Raw genomic sequence first — 15552 nt, forward strand, 5'->3', positions numbered from 1 at the left:
CCGCTGAGGGGCGCTACGGTACTTTTGTGACCCACGGCGATCCCGCCACCTCCGCGCTGCAGCGCATCGAGGTGCTGACGCTGGCGATCTCGGTGCGCTCGCTCCCGCTCATGGTGGGTTCGCTGCTCAAGACCGATCTGAGCATCCAGCAGCTGAAGGTGCTCACCGGAGTGGTGGTGACCGACATCAGCAGCACCAGCGAACTGGCGGCGTCCTTCGCGGTCTCCAAAGCCACCATGTCCAAGCTCGTCGACCGGCTCGTGGACCAGGCGCTCGTGGAGCGCGTGGTCGACGGGGCGGACCACCGGGTTCGTCGACTAGTGCCGACGAATCTCGGCCGACAGGTGATCGCAGAGCTGATGGCTGCGCGCCCGGAGATGGGAGCGGACGTCCTGCGCGGGCTCGACCTCGCGGAGCTGGAAGCACTCGAGACTGGCCTGCGGGCAGTCAACCGTGAGATCCAGAGGCTCAGCCCCGGCTCGACGACGAACAGGCCGGTCACTTGATCGCGCCCGCGCCGATCCCCTTCACGATGTGCCGCTGCGCCATCAGGTAGAAGACGATCACCGGCACGATCGAGATCGTCGTTGCGGCGAGAAGGATCTGCTGCTGCGGCGTCTCGGCCGACGTGAACGCCGTGAGGCCCCGCTGGATCGGCATGAGCTCGTTGTCGTCGAACAGCACGAGTGCCATGAGGTACTCGTTCCAGGCTCCCAGGCCCTGGATGACGGCGACGGCGGCGAGGCCGGGTCGGGCGAGCGGGAGGATCACGCTCCAGAAGACGCGCAGCGGTCCCGCGCCGTCGAGCGCCGCGGCCTCCTCGAGGTCGCGCGGCTGGCTCACGAAGAAGCTGCGCATGATGAGCGTCGACATCGGGATGCCGGACGTGATGAGGATCAGCACGTAGCCGATGGGGTTGTTGGTGAGCCCCAGCGAGATGAGCAGCTTGTACTGCGCCAGGAACATCGCCGGTGCCGGGATGATCATGACTGCGAGGATTACGAACGTGAATGCACCCTTGCCCGCGAACTCCAGGCGCGCCAGGGCATAACCGGCGAGGCTGGAGACCAGCAGGATTCCGAGCACGGCCGCACCGGTGTAGATCACACTGTTGCGGAGGTAGGTGGCGAGATCACCCTGCACCCATGCCGTGACGTAATTGCCCCACTGCGGGTCGCGCGGGAGGAATCTCTGATTCGTGAGCAGTTCAGTGAGCGACTGCAAGGATCCGGACAACATCCATAGGAGCGGGAGCAGGGCGGTCAGCGCGGCGATCCCGAGAAGTCCGTAGAGGCCGATCTTGTGGGCGGGAACGCGACGGCGGGGTGACCGCGAGCGCGGTCCTCCGCGATCGGTGCGTTCGGTGACGAGGGGAGCGTCGGCTCCGGCCGTGTCATTGATGAGTGTCATACCCGCGACCTCCGTCCCGCGATCGCCAGCTGGATGAGCGACAACAGTATGAGAGCGCCGCCGAAGATCACTGACATCGCGGCCGCGCTGCCGTAGCGCCAGTTGACGAATGCCTCGTTGTAGATCGCGAGCGTCGGCACCATCGTGTGATAGCCGGGCCCGCCGTTGGTGAGCACCTGCACCGTTCCGAAGATCTGCAGCGCTCCGAGCAGGGTGAGCAGGCTCACGATGGAGGTCACGGGTGCCAGTTGCGGCCAGGTGACGTAGCGGAACTTCGTCCAGCGGTTCGCGCCGTCCAGCTCCGCCGCCTCGTACAGCTCCTTGGGCACGTCCTGCAGGCCCGCCAGGAACAGCAGGAACGCGAAGCCCCAGTGGTACCAGACGAAGACCGCGGCGACCGAGATGAGGGCGAAGGCCGGGTCGCCGAGCCAGTTCTGGGCCAGCGCGCCGAGGCCCGCGGACTCGAGAAGGCGGTTCAGCACACCCGTGCCGGGTGCCAGGATGAACCCGAACAGGAGCCCGACGACGACCACCGACAGGACGCCCGGGAGGTAGAACACCGTGCGGAAGAAGGTCGTGCCGCGCGTGGTGGCGTTGACGGCGAGTGCGAGCCCGAGCGCAAGGCCGTTGCCGATGACGAATCCGATGACGCCGAAGAAGAGGACGTTGCGCATCGACGCCCAGAACACCGGATCGCTCATGACGAACTCGTAGTTGGCGAGCCCGACCCATGGCGTGTCGGGACTGACGCCGTCCCACGACTGGAAGCTCAACAGGATCGCCTGGGCGAACGGCGTGATGGTGAAGACGCCGATCAGGACGATGGCCGGTGCGAGGAACATCCAGCCGATGATGTTGCGGCGTACACCGCGCCGCCTGTGCGGCGCCGACAGGCGGCGCCGCACAGGGATGTGGAGCTGTGCAGTCACGACGACCGATCCTGCGCCGCCTGGATCGCCGCCAGCGCGTCGTCGACCGTCGTCTCTCCCAGCACCAGCCGCTGAGCCTCGGCCACGATGGCGGTGCGGACGTCGGTGCTGAAGGTGGTCGACATCACCTGCAGGGACTCCACGCCGGCCGCATAGCCGACCAGCTGCTCGGGCACCTGGCCGCTGGCGAGCAATTCGGGGTTGGTCGGGAGGATCAGCCCGACCTCGGCGAACACCTGCTGCTGTTCGGGCTCGGTGAGCCACTTGACGAAGTCGAGCGCAGCCTGGGGGTGCTCACCCTTCGGGTTGATGACGGCGCCCTTGCCGGGGATGCCGGGCGAGCGCGGGTCCAGCGGCGCATCCTCGGCGCCGAGGATGCCGATCGAGAAGTATTCCGTGAACTCGGGGTTGGTGCGGAAGCCGACCGACACGCCGGGCGAGGCGTCGAAGATCGAGCCCAGCGTCTGCGTGAAGAAGGCCGTCTCGACCGTCGGGTTGTCGTCCTGACCGCCCGGGAGCGCACCGTTCGCGATGACGCCGGCCTCCTTGAGATCGACGAGGAACTGGAAGGCCTTCTGCCAGGCTTCGCTCTCCCAGCTCTCATCACCGTTCAAGGTCGCGGCGATCTCCTCGTCGGTGAGCCAATTCGAGGCGAGCCCCTGAATCAGCTGCGGGGTGAGCGATGCGGCGATCGAGAAGCTGCCGTCGCCCTCGTTCGCGTCGATGAAGTCCTCCATGGTCGCCGGAGAATCGTCGACGGTCATGTCGGCCAGAGCGGGGTTGACCATCATGCCGTAGGTCTGCGTCTCCCAGTGGGCGCTGTAGACACCCGCCGGGATGCCGAGGTTGTTGCCGTCCTCGAATGTGGACATCTCGATGACCTCGGAGGTGAAGTCCTCGCTCCACCCTCCCTCGAGCTCGTCCGTGAGGTCCATCGCCCAGCCGGCCTTGTAGAAGGGCGCCATGTCCGTTGCGGCGAACGACGAGTAGATGTCGGGCATGTCGCCCGACTGCGCGCGCGCCTGGAGCTTCGGCAGATAGTCGGCGGGGCCGGGAGAGTCGATCGTGACCTTGACCCCCGTCTGCTCTGTGTACTGCTCCGCGAGCTGGTTCAGCGCCGCCTCCTGACCACGTGACTGATTCAAGAAGGTCAGTTCGATGTCCTCAGCGGCGGTGGGGTCAGCTTCCGGTGCGGCCTGCGAGCATCCGCTGAGAGTGAGCGCCGTCGCGATCACGAGCGAGCCGGCGAGAATCGCACCGCGGCGTCCCCTAGTCATGAGTGCGGTCATGGAATGGTCCTCATCTTTGAAAGCCGGGAAGGCACCGCCGGAAGCTTCGGTCGCGGAGCGAGGGAAGACCGCCGGGTTGCCTTCGCTATGGGGTGATGTGTATTGCCTCGTGGCGCAGCATCCCGTCTGTCAATCGGTTGCCACGCCCCATTGTTCATGAAGGCACGGTCAAAATCAATAGACAACTCTCAAATTGGGAGCGGGTGCTCCCGCCCACGCGCCTTCGCTCTCGGCGATCCATCCCTCGGGCATTGCCGCGCCGGCCCGCACCGCGGCAGCCACGTGGGCGACCGCAGCGAGGAGGCCCCCATTGGCGGGCAGGTAGAGCGTCAGAAAGCCGGGCATCTGTGGATTGTGGCCGTTCGGGAGGAAGACGTTCTTCGCAGACGCGTGCAGCAGGGCATCCAGCGCGCGCGGGATGTCGCCCAGCCGGGTCGCGGTCATCGCCATCACGGGGTAGTCCCACCCCCAGCTGGACTGCAGGTCCCAATCGCTCCATACCGCGTCGAGGGTCGCGCGCATGATCCCGAGGTCGATGATGCCGGTATCCGGCAACCACCCCGCCGCCATCAGCATCGACGGGTGATCCTTGCGGATGAGATACGGCGGCGTCGCGATCGCCGCGTATGTGCCATCGGCCAGCACATGAGGCGGGCGCATGTTCGCTGCGACTCGCTGCCAGTCCTCGCGCGGCTCCAGCCCGATGCGCCGCCGCCACTCATTCGCACACAGGAGGGCCCACGACCAGTACGCGAGTTCGAAGGTCGGGCTCTCACTCGTGGCACGGTTGGCCAGATAGCTCTCCTGCGCGGGTATCAGCGGAGCCGGCAGCACATAGGCGCCGTCGCGTTCCTCGACGAAGTCCGCCATGAAGTCGGCCGTCGCCTCGATCAGCGGGTAGTGCCGCCTCAGGAAGTCGTCGTCTCGGCCCTCTTCGCGCAGCAGCTCCAGCAGATGGATCAGGTGGGGCTGCTGCCAGACCAGGAAGACGCCGATGTTGCTCGGCGACTCGCGCGCCGACGGATCGGTCTGCTTGGGCCAGCGCGCGCCGCGATACCCTTGCCGCGCAGCCGTCTCGCGGGCTCGCTCGAGAGCGTGGTGATACCACGGGAGGCTTCGCTCGAGAAGGTGCCCACGCCCCCAGAGCGGGAAGTGCGCCGCGTGCCACCAGTGCATCTCGAGGTGGAACTTGCCGGTCCACGTGTTGTAGGTGAGCCCGGATTCCGCGGGCGGGGTCGATCCCGCGCTGTTCACCGCGAGCAGGTACTGCGACAGCACGACGCGCCGCTCCAGTTCCTGCGCTCGAGGATCCGTGCTGCCGCCGAAGCTGACGGCCGCGCCGTCCTGCCAGTACCGCTGCCACCAGCCCTCGGCACGGGCTCGCACCTCGTCGAACGACGCGGGGTCGAGTGACGCCGCCGACTTTCCAGGAGCCAGCGCGACGACCACGTCCAGGTGGGACAGGCCGGCCGCGCTCGCGAGGATACGATCGCCGCCATCCACGAGCGCACCGGACGTCTGGATCTGCACGACGTAGGTCGTGGACTCGACTGTGCGTTGGGCGACGCCGCGCCGCGTCCCGTCCGGACTCCACGATGTCGTATGCTCGACAGGAAGCTCGAACGCTGCGAGATCGTCCGGCTGCGCGTCGAAGACCCAGGCCACGCCCCAGCCCCGCTGGAGCAGCCCTGATTCGACGTCCACGGCCAGCACGTCGCCAGCGGGGTCCGCGACGGTGGTCACCGAGACGCGTTCCCCTTCCAGGGAGTACTCCGCCCGCACCGTCGCCGACCAGAGATCGAGTTCCGTCCTCACATCGACGAGGAGCGACGGATGCTGCGGCTCCGCCCCGTCCGGACCCACCAGCGCCAGTCGTCCCAGGTGCGCCCGGCGGGGGTTGTAGTGGAACCAGGCGCCGGCCTCGAACTCTTCTGCGATGGGGTCTGCGGGGCGCTGCAGTCCCATCCGATCCAGGTACGGAACCGGCCCCCGGTTCGTGTCGTAGACGGTCTCGGTCTCTTCGAGCCGGAAGTCCCGCGTCGCCCGAGTTCGGTACCAGCCCCAGTCTGCCTGCGTCCGCAGCGGGATCTGGAAATCGTCGACGTCGAACGCCCGCACCTGCTGCTCCGGCAACCCGGAGACGCCGTCCGTGACCACACGACGAGGATCGGGCACGATCTCATGGAAGCGCGCAAACGTCTGCAGGCCCGAGACGTCGACGGACATCGCGAAGTCGCCATTGCCTAGCGTGAGCACAGCGGTCGGGTGGGCGGAGGTGTACACGGGGTTGTGCGCGCGCACGAGCCGGCGGCGGTCGATGGTCACTCGGCTTCCTCGCCTTCGGTAGACTGAATTCTGAGCCAACTATTAATTTCGGTCGAGCATAACATTGCTGGCGAGGCGCCCTGCCGGCGCGGAGGGGGAGCCCGGATGTCGACCAAGCGCGGACCATATGCGAAATCCGATGCGCGACGTCGCTCCCTGAGCGCGGCGGCGCTCGAGCTGGTGCGAGAGAAGGGCCACCGCAACGTCGCCATCTCCGAGATCGCGGAGTTCGCCGAGACGAGCGAGCCGACCGTGTACTACCACTTCCCCACTAAGGAGAGCCTCCTGATCGCGGCGCTCCAGCAGCATGACGACGAGAACAATCGCACGCGCGGTGACGAGGCGGGGCCCATCGCGGAGATGGGAGGTCGCGCCGAGGCGGGCGTCCAGCGCACGAACTACGCCCGGTTGTACAACGAGCTCGCCGGCGCCGCGGCCGATCCCGCGCATCCGGCCAACACGTTCTTCCGCGAACGCTGGTCACGCTCGGTCGCGGTGGTCGCCGCCGACATCCGCCGCCTTCAGGAACTCGGGCGGGTGCCCGAGGACATCGATGCGGACGACGCAGCGCATCTGCTGCTGGCGGCATGGGAGGGCCTCCAGCTGCAATGGATGCAAGGTCCGCCGTTCGATATCCGGGCCCTCATCGAGTCTCACATCCGGGCGTTGCTCGGTCCGCACGCGATCGACTGAGCGCCGGGCGCGGCCGTACCGCCCGAACGCAGCCCGGGGGGAGCGACTCGAGCGGGGTCGTGGACGCATCCGACGTACCGACGGACAGGCCGGAGCGCCTGATCTTCGTGAGCTCGCGCATCGATACGATACGATTCGAATATGATGCTGACGAATGCGGGGCGCTGATGACCGGCGCGACACAGGGCGACGCGGTGATCGTCGCCTACCGGCGCACCCCTTTCGGTCGCGCGCGCAAGGGCTCCTTCGCCGATGAACGGCCTGAGGACCTGGCGCTGACCGCGGTGCGGGCCGCCCTCGCCGACGTCCCGGAAGTGGATGCCGCGGCCCTCGACGACTTCTTGCTGGGCACGGCCGTGCCCGAGGGCGCCCAGGGCGACAACATCGCCCGTCGGGTCGCCGTCCTGGCGGGTTACGACAGCCTTCCGGGGGCGACCGTCAACCGCTTCTGCGCCTCGTCGCTGCAGGCGCTCGCCTCTGCGGCACGGGCCATCCGCGCACGCGACGGCGACGCGTATCTGGTGGGCGGTGTCGAGTCGACCAGCAGCGCTCCGCCGGTGTCGCACCACACCTACCCCGGGCGCGACGCCGCGGCCGCGCGCGTCGATGCGCTCCTCGCCTCGGATGCGCCGTGGCAGGACCCGCGGGAGTCCGGTCTCGAACCGGACGTCTACGTCGCCATGGGCAAGACCGCCGAGCTCGTCGCCCGCCTCAGCGGTACGTCACGAGCCGACCAGGACGAGTGGGCGCTGAATTCGCAGCAGCGCGCGGCCGCCGCCGTGGTCTCCGGGTATTTCCAGCATGAGATCGCGCCGCACGCTCGTGTCGACGGCACCATGGTGACTCACGACGACGGACCGCGCCCCGACACGACCCTCGAGAAACTGGCGGCGCTCAGCCCCGCGTTCCTCGAGTCCGGAACGGTCACCGCGGGCAACGCCAGCCCGCTCAACGACGGCGCGTCGGCGGCAGTCGTGATGAGCGCACGGCGCGCGAAGGACCTGGGGCTCAGACCGCTGGCGCGGGTGCTCGGCGCCGCCGCGAGCGCCCTGTCGCCCGAGATCATGGGGCTCGGCCCGATCGCGGCCACGCAGCGCGTGCTGAGACGGCTCGGCATGACGGTCGACGACATCGACCTGGTGGAGCTGAACGAGGCGTTCGCCGCGCAGGTCGTCCCGGTGGTGCGCGATCTGGGGCTGAACCCGGAGCGGGTGAACGTCCACGGCGGCGCGATCGCTCTCGGCCACCCCTTCGGTGCCACCGGTGTGCGCCTGACGGGCACGCTCATCAACGCGCTGCGCGAGCGGGACGGTCAGATCGGCCTGGCGACGCTGTGCGTCGGAGGCGGGCAGGGCATGGCCCTCGTCGTCGAGCGGCTCCACTGACGATGGGCAGAGTCGATCCCTTCATCCGGGAGCTTACCTCGGACGAGCCGGTGCTCGAATGGTTCGGCATGACGATCGTGGAGGCTCACGCCGGGATGGCGACGATCACGCTGACCGTGGACCCGCAGCAGGTGAACGGCAACCGCATGGCCCACGGCGGCGTCGTCTTCGCCCTCGCCGACCAGGCGTTCGCCATGGCCGCGAACACCGTGCTGCGCTATGCGGCCACCGCCGACGCGACGATCCAGTACCTCGCTCCGAGCCGCGCGGGCGACCTGCTCACCGCGCGCGCACACACGACGTACCACGATGAGCGACGCGCGGTGGTCGACGTCGAGGTCGTCGCCGCCGATCGCGTCGTCGCGATCTACCGCGGGACCGCCCGGGCGACCCGGCGCGCGTAGCCTTCCGGGCAGCGCGCGGGCCGCCCGGAAGGGCGCGAGGATCAGGCGGGGGTGCGGCCTCGCACGAACTCGCTGTCGGGCAGGTCGGTGACGGGCAGCCCCGACGCGATCAGCGCCTGGCGCGCCTGCTTCATCAAACGGTCCGGAATGCGAGGAGCCGGGGCACGCAGCGCGCCGCCGTTGAACCCGGCGAGCCACTCCTGGTACTTCCACCCGGTGCGGTTGATGACCGTGGTGCCGATGGCCGATCCGGTGAGGATCGCCGTGTTCGCCGCCCGCGCCGGCGCCACCTGCCACCACAGCCGCATGGCCTCCTCCCAGCGCCCGGTGCGGGCGAGCTCGAAGGCGCGGGGGAAGTAATCGCTCATCCAGTTCGTGTTGCTGGTACCCGACAACTGGAAGTCGAGCACCGACATGAGCGGGATAGTCTCGCCCTCGATGGGGCACGAGATCACCACCTCATCGCGGAAATGGTGGTACATCTCCATCACGCCCGGGATCCCCGGGTTGCCCTGCTCGGCCTTGATGGCGACGATGTTGGGGATCTGGTCGAGCACGGTGCGCACCCACGGCACCGGCATCCCGGCGTTGTCGATGCGCTCGAAACCCCAGGCCGGAAGCCCGAACAGCATGACCCCGCGGTCGGTCGAGTCGGCCAGCTGCTTGGTGTAGTCGAACACCTCGTCGAGCGAGGTCGGCCAGAAGGCCGTGGGGTACGAGAGCAGGACGCTGTCGACGCCCGCCTTCTCGGCGAGGGCGAGCGCGTGGATGTTCTCCTCGAGGGTGTTGAAGGCGGCGTGGAAGAAGAGGTGGAAGCCGGGCCCGGCCGCCTCGCGAGCGACGGCGGTGACACGCGCGTTCTCTTCGGGGGTGATGTTCACCTCGGTGACCAGCAGCGTCCCGGCGAAGCCGAGCTCCTTGAGCTTGAGGATGTCGTGACGGATGGCGTCGTCGTTGATCCGCGCGAAGTCCGCCGAGTACGACGGGATCGTGACGGCGATCGCGCCCTTCCAGTGCTCCCGCGCCCAGTCGCGCGCCTCGCTCTTCGTGTAGTCGACCATGTGTGCGTTGCTCCTTCTCACTTGCGGGTGGTGACGATGCCGACCGGAAGAAGCGTGCCCACGCCGCGCTCGCGCGCGAGATCGACGAGCGCTTCGGCCACGACGATGTCCTGCAGGCCGGAACCGGTGGATTTGTAGACACGGATGCCGCGACCGCGGTCGACGGATCGCTCGCCGAGCAGCACTTCGTTGAGCGACACGGTGATCGCGTCGACATCGATTCCCGCGGCGCGCGCGGCGATGAGGTCGCCGCTGCCACGGACGACCTCGTCCACGCCGTCCGCGACGATCACCGCTGCGCGGGCGATCAGTTCGGCCGGGAGCTCGCGCTGTGCAGGCGTGGTGGAGCCGATCGACACCACGGTCGCGTCGTCGCCGACCCAGTCGGCCCGGATCGTCGGGCTCTCGTCGCGCGAGCGCGCGGCGCACAGCACCAGGTCCGCGCCGCGCACTGCTTCCTCGGCCGACGCGACGGCCGAGGCCGTCACTCCGATCGACCCCGACAGCAGCCCCGCGAGCCGCTCGCGATTGGCCGGCGTGGGGCTGTACACCGCCACCGACGCGAAGTCGGCCACCAGGGCCAGCGCCGTGGCGTGCGACTGCGCCTCGAAACCCGAGCCGATCACGCCCACGCGCAGCGGCCCGCCGCGTACGAGCTGCTCGGTCGCCACCGCGGTCGTCGCCGCAGTGCGCAGCCCGGTCACGCGATTGCCGTCGACAAGAGCCACCAGGTCGGCGGTCTCCTTGTCGAACAGCGAGATCAGGTAGCTCACGCGGAGGCCGTCGGCGAAGGAGCCGTTGATCGACTTCGCGCCGAAGAGGCGGCCGCTGGCCGGCACGGAGGGCATGACCCGCATCCACTCACGGCCCGAGTCGGCGAAGATCCTGCCCGGATTCCGGCGCTCGTCGGCGGGCGCACTGTACGCGCCGCGCAGCGCAGCGATCGCGCGTGGCAGGTCTGCGAGCTGCTCCACATCGGCGTCGGTGAGGAACACCACGGGGCGCGCGGAGGCTTCGGACTCGTGGCTCATTGCGTCACTCCTTCGTGGTCGCCGTCGTGGCGAGTTCATCATACACGGTACGTTTCGTATCTATTCGCGGTACGGTAGCGGATACACCCGACCGGAGGAGAGTCCCGCATGACGATCGCGACCGTCAATCCCACCAGCGGCAAGACCGAGGTGATCCTCGAGCCGCACGCTCCGCGCGAGGTCGACGCCCGTATCGGCCAGGCCCACCGCGCCGCCGCGGCGCTGCGCGAGACGACCTTCGCCCAGCGCGCCGAGTGGATGCGCCGCGCGGCGGCGTTCCTCGAGGAGAACGCCGAAGGGCTCGGCGAGCTGATCACCGTGGAGATGGGAAAGCCCATCGCGCAGTCGGTCGCCGAAGTAGCGAAATGCGCCAAGGCGATGCGGTTCTACGCCGATCATGCCGAGCAGTTCCTGGCTGATGCCCCGCTCGCCGACCCGGCGGCGGTGGGCGCCGGCAGCGCCTGGACGCGCTACGAGCCGCTGGGCGTCATCCTTGCGGTGATGCCCTGGAACTACCCGCTGTGGCAGGTGATCCGCTTCGCCGCGCCCGCCCTCATGGCCGGCAACGCCGGCGTGCTGAAGCACGCCTCCAACGTGCCGCAGTGCGCCATGGCGCTCGACGCGCTCTTCGAGAATGCCGGGTTCCCCGCCGGCTCCTTGCGCACGCTGCTGATCGGCGGTTCCGAGGTGGCACCGGTGATCGCCGATCCCCGCATCGCAGCGGTGACGCTCACCGGTTCCGAACCGGCGGGCCGGTCGGTGGCCGCAATCGCAGGGCAGCACATCAAGAAGGCCGTCCTCGAGCTCGGCGGATCGGACCCGTTCATCGTGCTCGCGTCGGCCGACGTGGCGGAAGCCGCGCGGACGGCGGTGCGGGCGCGCATCAACAACAACGGGCAGTCCTGCATCGCGGCCAAGCGGTTCATCGTCCACACCGACGTCTACGACGAGTTCGCGCGGGAGTTCACGCGCCTCATGGCCGGTCTCACCGTCGGCGACCCGCTCGACGCGGCGACCGAGGTCGGACCACTGGCCACGGAGTCCGGACGCACCGAACTCGCCGAGCTTGTCGAAGACGCCCGGGACAAGGGCGCCTCAATCCTGACGGGCGGCAGCGCCCCCGACCTCGACGGCTGGTTCTACCTGCCGACGGTGATCGCCGACCTGCCCGACGACGCGCGCCTGATCCAGGAAGAGGCCTTCGGCCCCGTGGCCTCGCTCTACCGTGCCCGCGACGACGAGGACGCCCTGCGCCTGGCCAATCAGACCGGATTCGGCCTTTCGAGCGCAGTGTGGACGACGGATGCCGAGGAGGAGGCCCGCTTCATCGCGGGGATCGACGCCGGCGCCGTCTTCGTGAACGGCATGACGGTGTCGTACCAGGAACTGCCCTTCGGCGGAATCAAGCGGTCGGGATTCGGCCGGGAACTCGCCGCGGTCGGCCAGCGCGAGTTCTGCAATCTGAAGACGGTGTGGAAGGCATAGCCTGAAGACCCGTGCGGGTCGACGCGGCCCCACACGGATGAGGGGGTGGAGGCCGTGGTGGCGCCCGTCGACTACAACCTTCTGAAGCCGCTGCGCGCACTGCTGGAGGAGCGCAACGTGACTCGCGCGGCGGCACGCCTCCACGTGTCGCAGCCCGTCATGTCGAGTCACCTCGCACGCCTGCGCGCCCACTACGACGACGTGCTGCTCGTGCGGCGCGGGAATCAGCACAGCCTGACCCCGCTGGCCGAGCGCCTGCTCGCCGCGCTCCCGCACGTGCTCGCCGAGACCGAGCAGTTCTTCCGCCTGCAGTCGAGGTTCGACCCGGTGACGAGCTCGCGAACGTTCACGATCGCCGGCGTGGACTACGCGGTCGCCCGGGTCGCCCCGACGCTGAGCGTGCTCGCGACGCGCGAAGCCCCCAACATCCGGTTCGAGTTCCCTCCCGTCGACACGCGCCTGGTCAACAGGCTCCCGGACTCCCTGCGCACACTCGACGCCGTCATCCTTCCCCACGGTTACGTGGTCGACCAGCCGCATATCGATCTGCCCCTGGAGCGCTGGGTGTGCCTCGTGGACGCAGCATCCGGGATCTCCGAATCGCCCACCGCCGACGAGCTGCTGACCCGCCCGTGGGTGCAGAACCTCGCCGCACGCGAGGACATGAATCCGGCGCGCCGGCAGCTGCAGTTCCGCGGGATCGAGATCAGCGTCGCCGCCGTCACCCCGCATTTCTTGGTGATCCCGTCCCTGATCGTCGGCACCGACCGCGTGGCGGTGGTGCCGGAAGGACTGGCATCGATGGCTGTAGCCATGTTCCCGCGCCTGCGCGTCGTGCTGCCGCCGCTGGACCTCGCGCCGGTGCACGACGCCTTCTGGTGGCTGGCCGACCGGGAGCACGACGCCGAGCACATCTGGCTGCGCGGACTGCTGGCAAGGGTCGCGGCGACCATCATCTGACAATCAGATGACGGTTATGCGCAGCCGGCTCTTCCCCGATGACGCGGCCGCCTCCATAGTGGGGACCAGGATCTTGTATCCGCGATGCGATACGATTCGTACTGAACACGAAGGAGTGTTTCCGTGACACACGATGTCGACGTCGTCATCGTAGGCGGCGGCCCCGTCGGCACTACCGCGCTCGCCCTCTGCGGCCGCGCGGGGCTTCGCGCGATCGCCTTCGAGAAGGATGTCCGGCTCTGGCCGACCGCGCGCGCCGTGCACTTCGACGGCGAGACGATGCGAACGCTGCAGGGCCTCGGCGTCGCCGAGCGATTCCAGCACGTCACGATCCCGATGCGCAACGTCGCCATCCTGAACGAGGCGGGCGAGGTGCTCGTCCACGCACCGACCGATCGGATCGGCGAGCAAGGGTGGAACGACCACATCAGCTTCCACCAGCCCGACATCGAGCAGCTCCTCCGCGAGGTCGTCGCCGAGACCCCGGGCATCGAGCTGCGCTGCGGAGAGACGGTGACCGACGTCGAGACCACGGACGACGGCGTCGTCGTCACCTCCTCCGACGCCGCGGGCGAGGTGCGCACGACGCGTGCCCGCTGGGCGATCGTGGCGGACGGCGCACGGTCGGAGATCCGCCATCGGCTCGGCATCGAGAGCGACAAGTACGGTGAAGACACGCCGTGGCTCGTCGTGGACGGCCAGCTGGTGGACGCCCCCGGCTACGAGGCGGACATGATCCAGTTCGGCCGGCACACCCGGCCCGCCCTGTGGCTGCGACTGCCCCGCCACCGCGTCCGCATGGAGTTCATGCTGATGCCCGACGACGACCCTGCCGAGATCGTCACGCCAGCCGCCGTCGAGCGCATCAGCCGGGGCGCACTTCCGGCCGACAAGTTCACCCCCGACCGCCAGGCCATCTACACGTTCCGCGGTCGCATCGCCCGTCAGTGGCGTCGCGGCAACATCTTCCTCGCCGGCGACGCCGCTCATCAGGCGCCTCCTCTCTTCGGGCAGGGTCTGTGCGCCGGCATCCGCGATGCCGCCAACCTCGTCTGGAAGCTGGACCTGGTCGCTCGCGGCGTGGCGGACGAGAGCCTTCTGGACACGTACGAGAGCGAGCGGAAGCCGCACGCGACCTTCTGGGTCGAGACCGCGGCCAACCAGGCCGTCATCATCCAGACCACCGACCCTCAGGTCGCCCACGGTCGCGACGAGTACATCCGCGCCAACCCGGGCGCGTCGGCGGTTCCCGAGCCGCCGGCGCTCGGGCCCGGGCTGCACGCCGGGCAGGACCGCGGCGGAAGGCTCGGACCCCAGCCGATCCTCGCGGACGGCATCCGGCTGGACGACATGGTCGGCTCCCACTTCCTCGTCGCCGCCGAGCGCGCCGTCTACGACGACCTCGCGCCCGCACTGCGCGCCGCACTCGACGACGACGGCGACGTCGTCACACTGCTGGACCCGGCCAAGGTGTCAGCCCTGCTCGCCACCATCGGCGCCCGCGCCGCGGTCCTGCGCCCCGATCACTACATCCTCGGCACGGCCGGGACCGCCGCAGAGCTCGAGCGGCTGCTGCTGCAGGTCCCCTCCCTCACCGGCACCGCCGATCTCACCGCTGAATCGCGTTAGGAGCACACCATGTCGTTCAGCCCCATCACCCATATCCGTCATTTCGACATCGCCGTCCCCGACTTCGAGAAGCAGGTCGAGTTCTACAAGAACCACTGGGGCCTGACGGTGCAGCACGACGACGGAGACGTCGTGTACTTCGCCGCGGAAGGGTCGCCCGAGCAGTACATCACGCGGGTCCGCCGCTCCGCCGACAAGCGCCTCGACCTCGTGGCCTTCGGCGCCGCAGACCGCGAGGCGGTCGACGGCCTCGCCGAGAAGCTCGCCACCGCCGGCGTGCCGCTCGTGTTCGAGCCCACCGACCTGCAGACGCTCGGCGGCGGGTACGGCTTCCGCTTCTTCGACCTGGAGGGGCGCACGGTCGAGGTCTCCACCGACGTCGAGGTCCGGCAGCACCGCAAGATCGAGAAGCGCGAGGCGATCCCGGTGCGCCTGTCGCACGTCGTTCTCAACTCCAACCAGCCCGAGGCCATGCGCGCCTGGTACGAGAGGCACCTCGGATTCCGCCTCTCCGACACCCTCAACCACCCGCACGCGGGGGACCTCTTCTACTTCATGCGCTGCAGCTCGCAGCACCACTCGATGGCCATCGCCCGTGGGCCGCACGCGTCGCTGCAGCACGCGTCGTTCGAGATGCGCGGCATCGACGAGTACATGTACGGCAGCGGACGCATGATCCGCGCCGGCTATCGCAAGATCTGGGGACCCGGCCGTCACCGCGCCGGCGACAACACCTTCACATACTTCATCGACCCCAACGGCAACACCATGGAGCTGACGACCGAGCTGGAGGAGCTGGACGAAGACACCTGGCACCCGCACATCTACGACGTGCAGCAGCCCGAGACGTCCGACCAGTGGGGAACCGGCGGCGACATGGACGAGTTCATCACCAAGGAGATGTTCAACGACTCCGATGACCGCCACCTGTTCGTCGCCCCGCCGCTGTGA

14 protein-coding genes are annotated in these 15552 nt (G+C 68.8%); 8 read left to right on the forward strand and 6 right to left on the reverse strand.

Going from position 1 to position 15552, the window contains the following annotated elements:
* Positions 1–26 precede the first annotated feature (26 nt).
* Entirely contained in the window at positions 27–506 is a 480-nt protein-coding gene (locus tag JNB61_RS11335; RefSeq protein WP_220339692.1) for a MarR family winged helix-turn-helix transcriptional regulator, read from the forward strand.
* Here JNB61_RS11335 and JNB61_RS11340 read toward each other — a convergent pair.
* From JNB61_RS11340 to JNB61_RS11355, 4 genes are all read right to left on the reverse strand, one after another.
* Positions 499–1410, reverse strand: a complete 912-nt coding sequence (locus tag JNB61_RS11340; protein ID WP_220339693.1) for a carbohydrate ABC transporter permease — start codon at positions 1408–1410, stop codon at positions 499–501. The two genes, JNB61_RS11335 and JNB61_RS11340, sit on opposite strands and share 8 nt — an antisense overlap.
* On the reverse strand, positions 1407–2339 hold the full coding sequence (locus tag JNB61_RS11345) for a carbohydrate ABC transporter permease (protein WP_220339694.1): 933 nt from the start codon (positions 2337–2339) through the stop codon (positions 1407–1409). The genes JNB61_RS11340 and JNB61_RS11345 overlap by 4 nt, the downstream gene beginning before the upstream one ends.
* Positions 2336–3628 (reverse strand): ABC transporter substrate-binding protein, encoded by a 1293-nt coding sequence (locus tag JNB61_RS11350; RefSeq protein ID WP_220339695.1) that lies wholly within the window; start codon positions 3626–3628, stop codon positions 2336–2338. Before JNB61_RS11350 ends, JNB61_RS11345 begins: the two co-directional genes overlap by 4 nt.
* A gap of 174 nt (positions 3629–3802) precedes the next feature.
* Entirely contained in the window at positions 3803–5953 is a 2151-nt protein-coding gene (locus JNB61_RS11355; protein WP_220339696.1) for a hypothetical protein, read from the reverse strand.
* 105 nt (positions 5954–6058) lie between these two features.
* Between JNB61_RS11355 and JNB61_RS11360 the strand changes: the two genes are divergently transcribed.
* The 3 genes from JNB61_RS11360 to JNB61_RS11370 all read left to right on the forward strand — a co-directional run bounded on the left by JNB61_RS11360 (position 6059) and on the right by JNB61_RS11370 (position 8435).
* A complete protein-coding gene (locus tag JNB61_RS11360; RefSeq protein WP_220339697.1) occupies positions 6059–6646 on the forward strand; it encodes a TetR/AcrR family transcriptional regulator in 588 nt (195 codons plus the stop codon).
* Positions 6647–6813: 167 nt separating this feature from the next.
* Complete coding sequence (locus tag JNB61_RS11365; protein ID WP_220339698.1) at positions 6814–8031, forward strand: acetyl-CoA C-acyltransferase; 1218 nt, start codon at positions 6814–6816, stop codon at positions 8029–8031.
* A gap of 2 nt (positions 8032–8033) precedes the next feature.
* Positions 8034–8435, forward strand: coding sequence for a PaaI family thioesterase (locus JNB61_RS11370; RefSeq protein ID WP_220339699.1), 402 nt, complete (start codon positions 8034–8036; stop codon positions 8433–8435).
* Positions 8436–8476: 41 nt separating this feature from the next.
* On the opposite strand, the gene JNB61_RS11375 is transcribed toward JNB61_RS11370, so the two are convergent.
* Together JNB61_RS11375 and JNB61_RS11380 are read right to left on the reverse strand one after the other, a co-directional pair.
* On the reverse strand, positions 8477–9496 hold the full coding sequence (locus tag JNB61_RS11375) for a dihydrodipicolinate synthase family protein (RefSeq protein ID WP_220339700.1): 1020 nt from the start codon (positions 9494–9496) through the stop codon (positions 8477–8479).
* Between the two features lie 17 nt (positions 9497–9513).
* Positions 9514–10527: an ornithine cyclodeaminase family protein gene (locus tag JNB61_RS11380; protein ID WP_220339701.1), complete on the reverse strand. Its 1014-nt coding sequence runs from the start codon at positions 10525–10527 to the stop codon at positions 9514–9516.
* Between the two features lie 108 nt (positions 10528–10635).
* Here JNB61_RS11380 and JNB61_RS11385 point away from each other — a divergent pair, with 108 nt between their 5' ends.
* The 4 genes from JNB61_RS11385 (at position 10636) to JNB61_RS11400 (ending at position 15552) form a co-directional block, all read left to right on the forward strand.
* Complete coding sequence (locus JNB61_RS11385) at positions 10636–12012, forward strand: aldehyde dehydrogenase family protein (RefSeq protein ID WP_220339702.1); 1377 nt, start codon at positions 10636–10638, stop codon at positions 12010–12012.
* A 45-nt stretch (positions 12013–12057) separates the two neighbouring features.
* Positions 12058–12972 (forward strand): LysR family transcriptional regulator, encoded by a 915-nt coding sequence (locus tag JNB61_RS11390; protein WP_220339703.1) that lies wholly within the window; start codon positions 12058–12060, stop codon positions 12970–12972.
* A 123-nt stretch (positions 12973–13095) separates the two neighbouring features.
* Entirely contained in the window at positions 13096–14601 is a 1506-nt protein-coding gene (locus JNB61_RS11395) for a bifunctional 3-(3-hydroxy-phenyl)propionate/3-hydroxycinnamic acid hydroxylase (protein ID WP_220339704.1), read from the forward strand.
* A 9-nt stretch (positions 14602–14610) separates the two neighbouring features.
* Positions 14611–15552, forward strand: a complete 942-nt coding sequence (locus tag JNB61_RS11400) for a VOC family protein (protein WP_220339705.1) — start codon at positions 14611–14613, stop codon at positions 15550–15552.

Source organism: Microbacterium ureisolvens, assembly GCF_019511645.1.
In the GTDB taxonomy this organism is placed as follows: domain Bacteria; phylum Actinomycetota; class Actinomycetes; order Actinomycetales; family Microbacteriaceae; genus Microbacterium; species Microbacterium ureisolvens_A.

Coding starts and splice junctions, on each gene's coding strand:
- JNB61_RS11340 (WP_220339693.1), bottom strand. CDS start 1,410: ATGACACTCATCAATGACACGGCCGGAGCCGACGCTCCCCTCGTCACC.
- JNB61_RS11350 (WP_220339695.1), bottom strand. CDS start 3,628: ATGACCGCACTCATGACTAGGGGACGCCGCGGTGCGATTCTCGCCGGC.
- JNB61_RS11360 (WP_220339697.1), top strand. CDS start 6,059: ATGTCGACCAAGCGCGGACCATATGCGAAATCCGATGCGCGACGTCGC.
- JNB61_RS11365 (WP_220339698.1), top strand. CDS start 6,814: ATGACCGGCGCGACACAGGGCGACGCGGTGATCGTCGCCTACCGGCGC.
- JNB61_RS11370 (WP_220339699.1), top strand. CDS start 8,034: ATGGGCAGAGTCGATCCCTTCATCCGGGAGCTTACCTCGGACGAGCCG.
- JNB61_RS11375 (WP_220339700.1), bottom strand. CDS start 9,496: ATGGTCGACTACACGAAGAGCGAGGCGCGCGACTGGGCGCGGGAGCAC.
- JNB61_RS11380 (WP_220339701.1), bottom strand. CDS start 10,527: ATGAGCCACGAGTCCGAAGCCTCCGCGCGCCCCGTGGTGTTCCTCACC.
- JNB61_RS11385 (WP_220339702.1), top strand. CDS start 10,636: ATGACGATCGCGACCGTCAATCCCACCAGCGGCAAGACCGAGGTGATC.
- JNB61_RS11400 (WP_220339705.1), top strand. CDS start 14,611: ATGTCGTTCAGCCCCATCACCCATATCCGTCATTTCGACATCGCCGTC.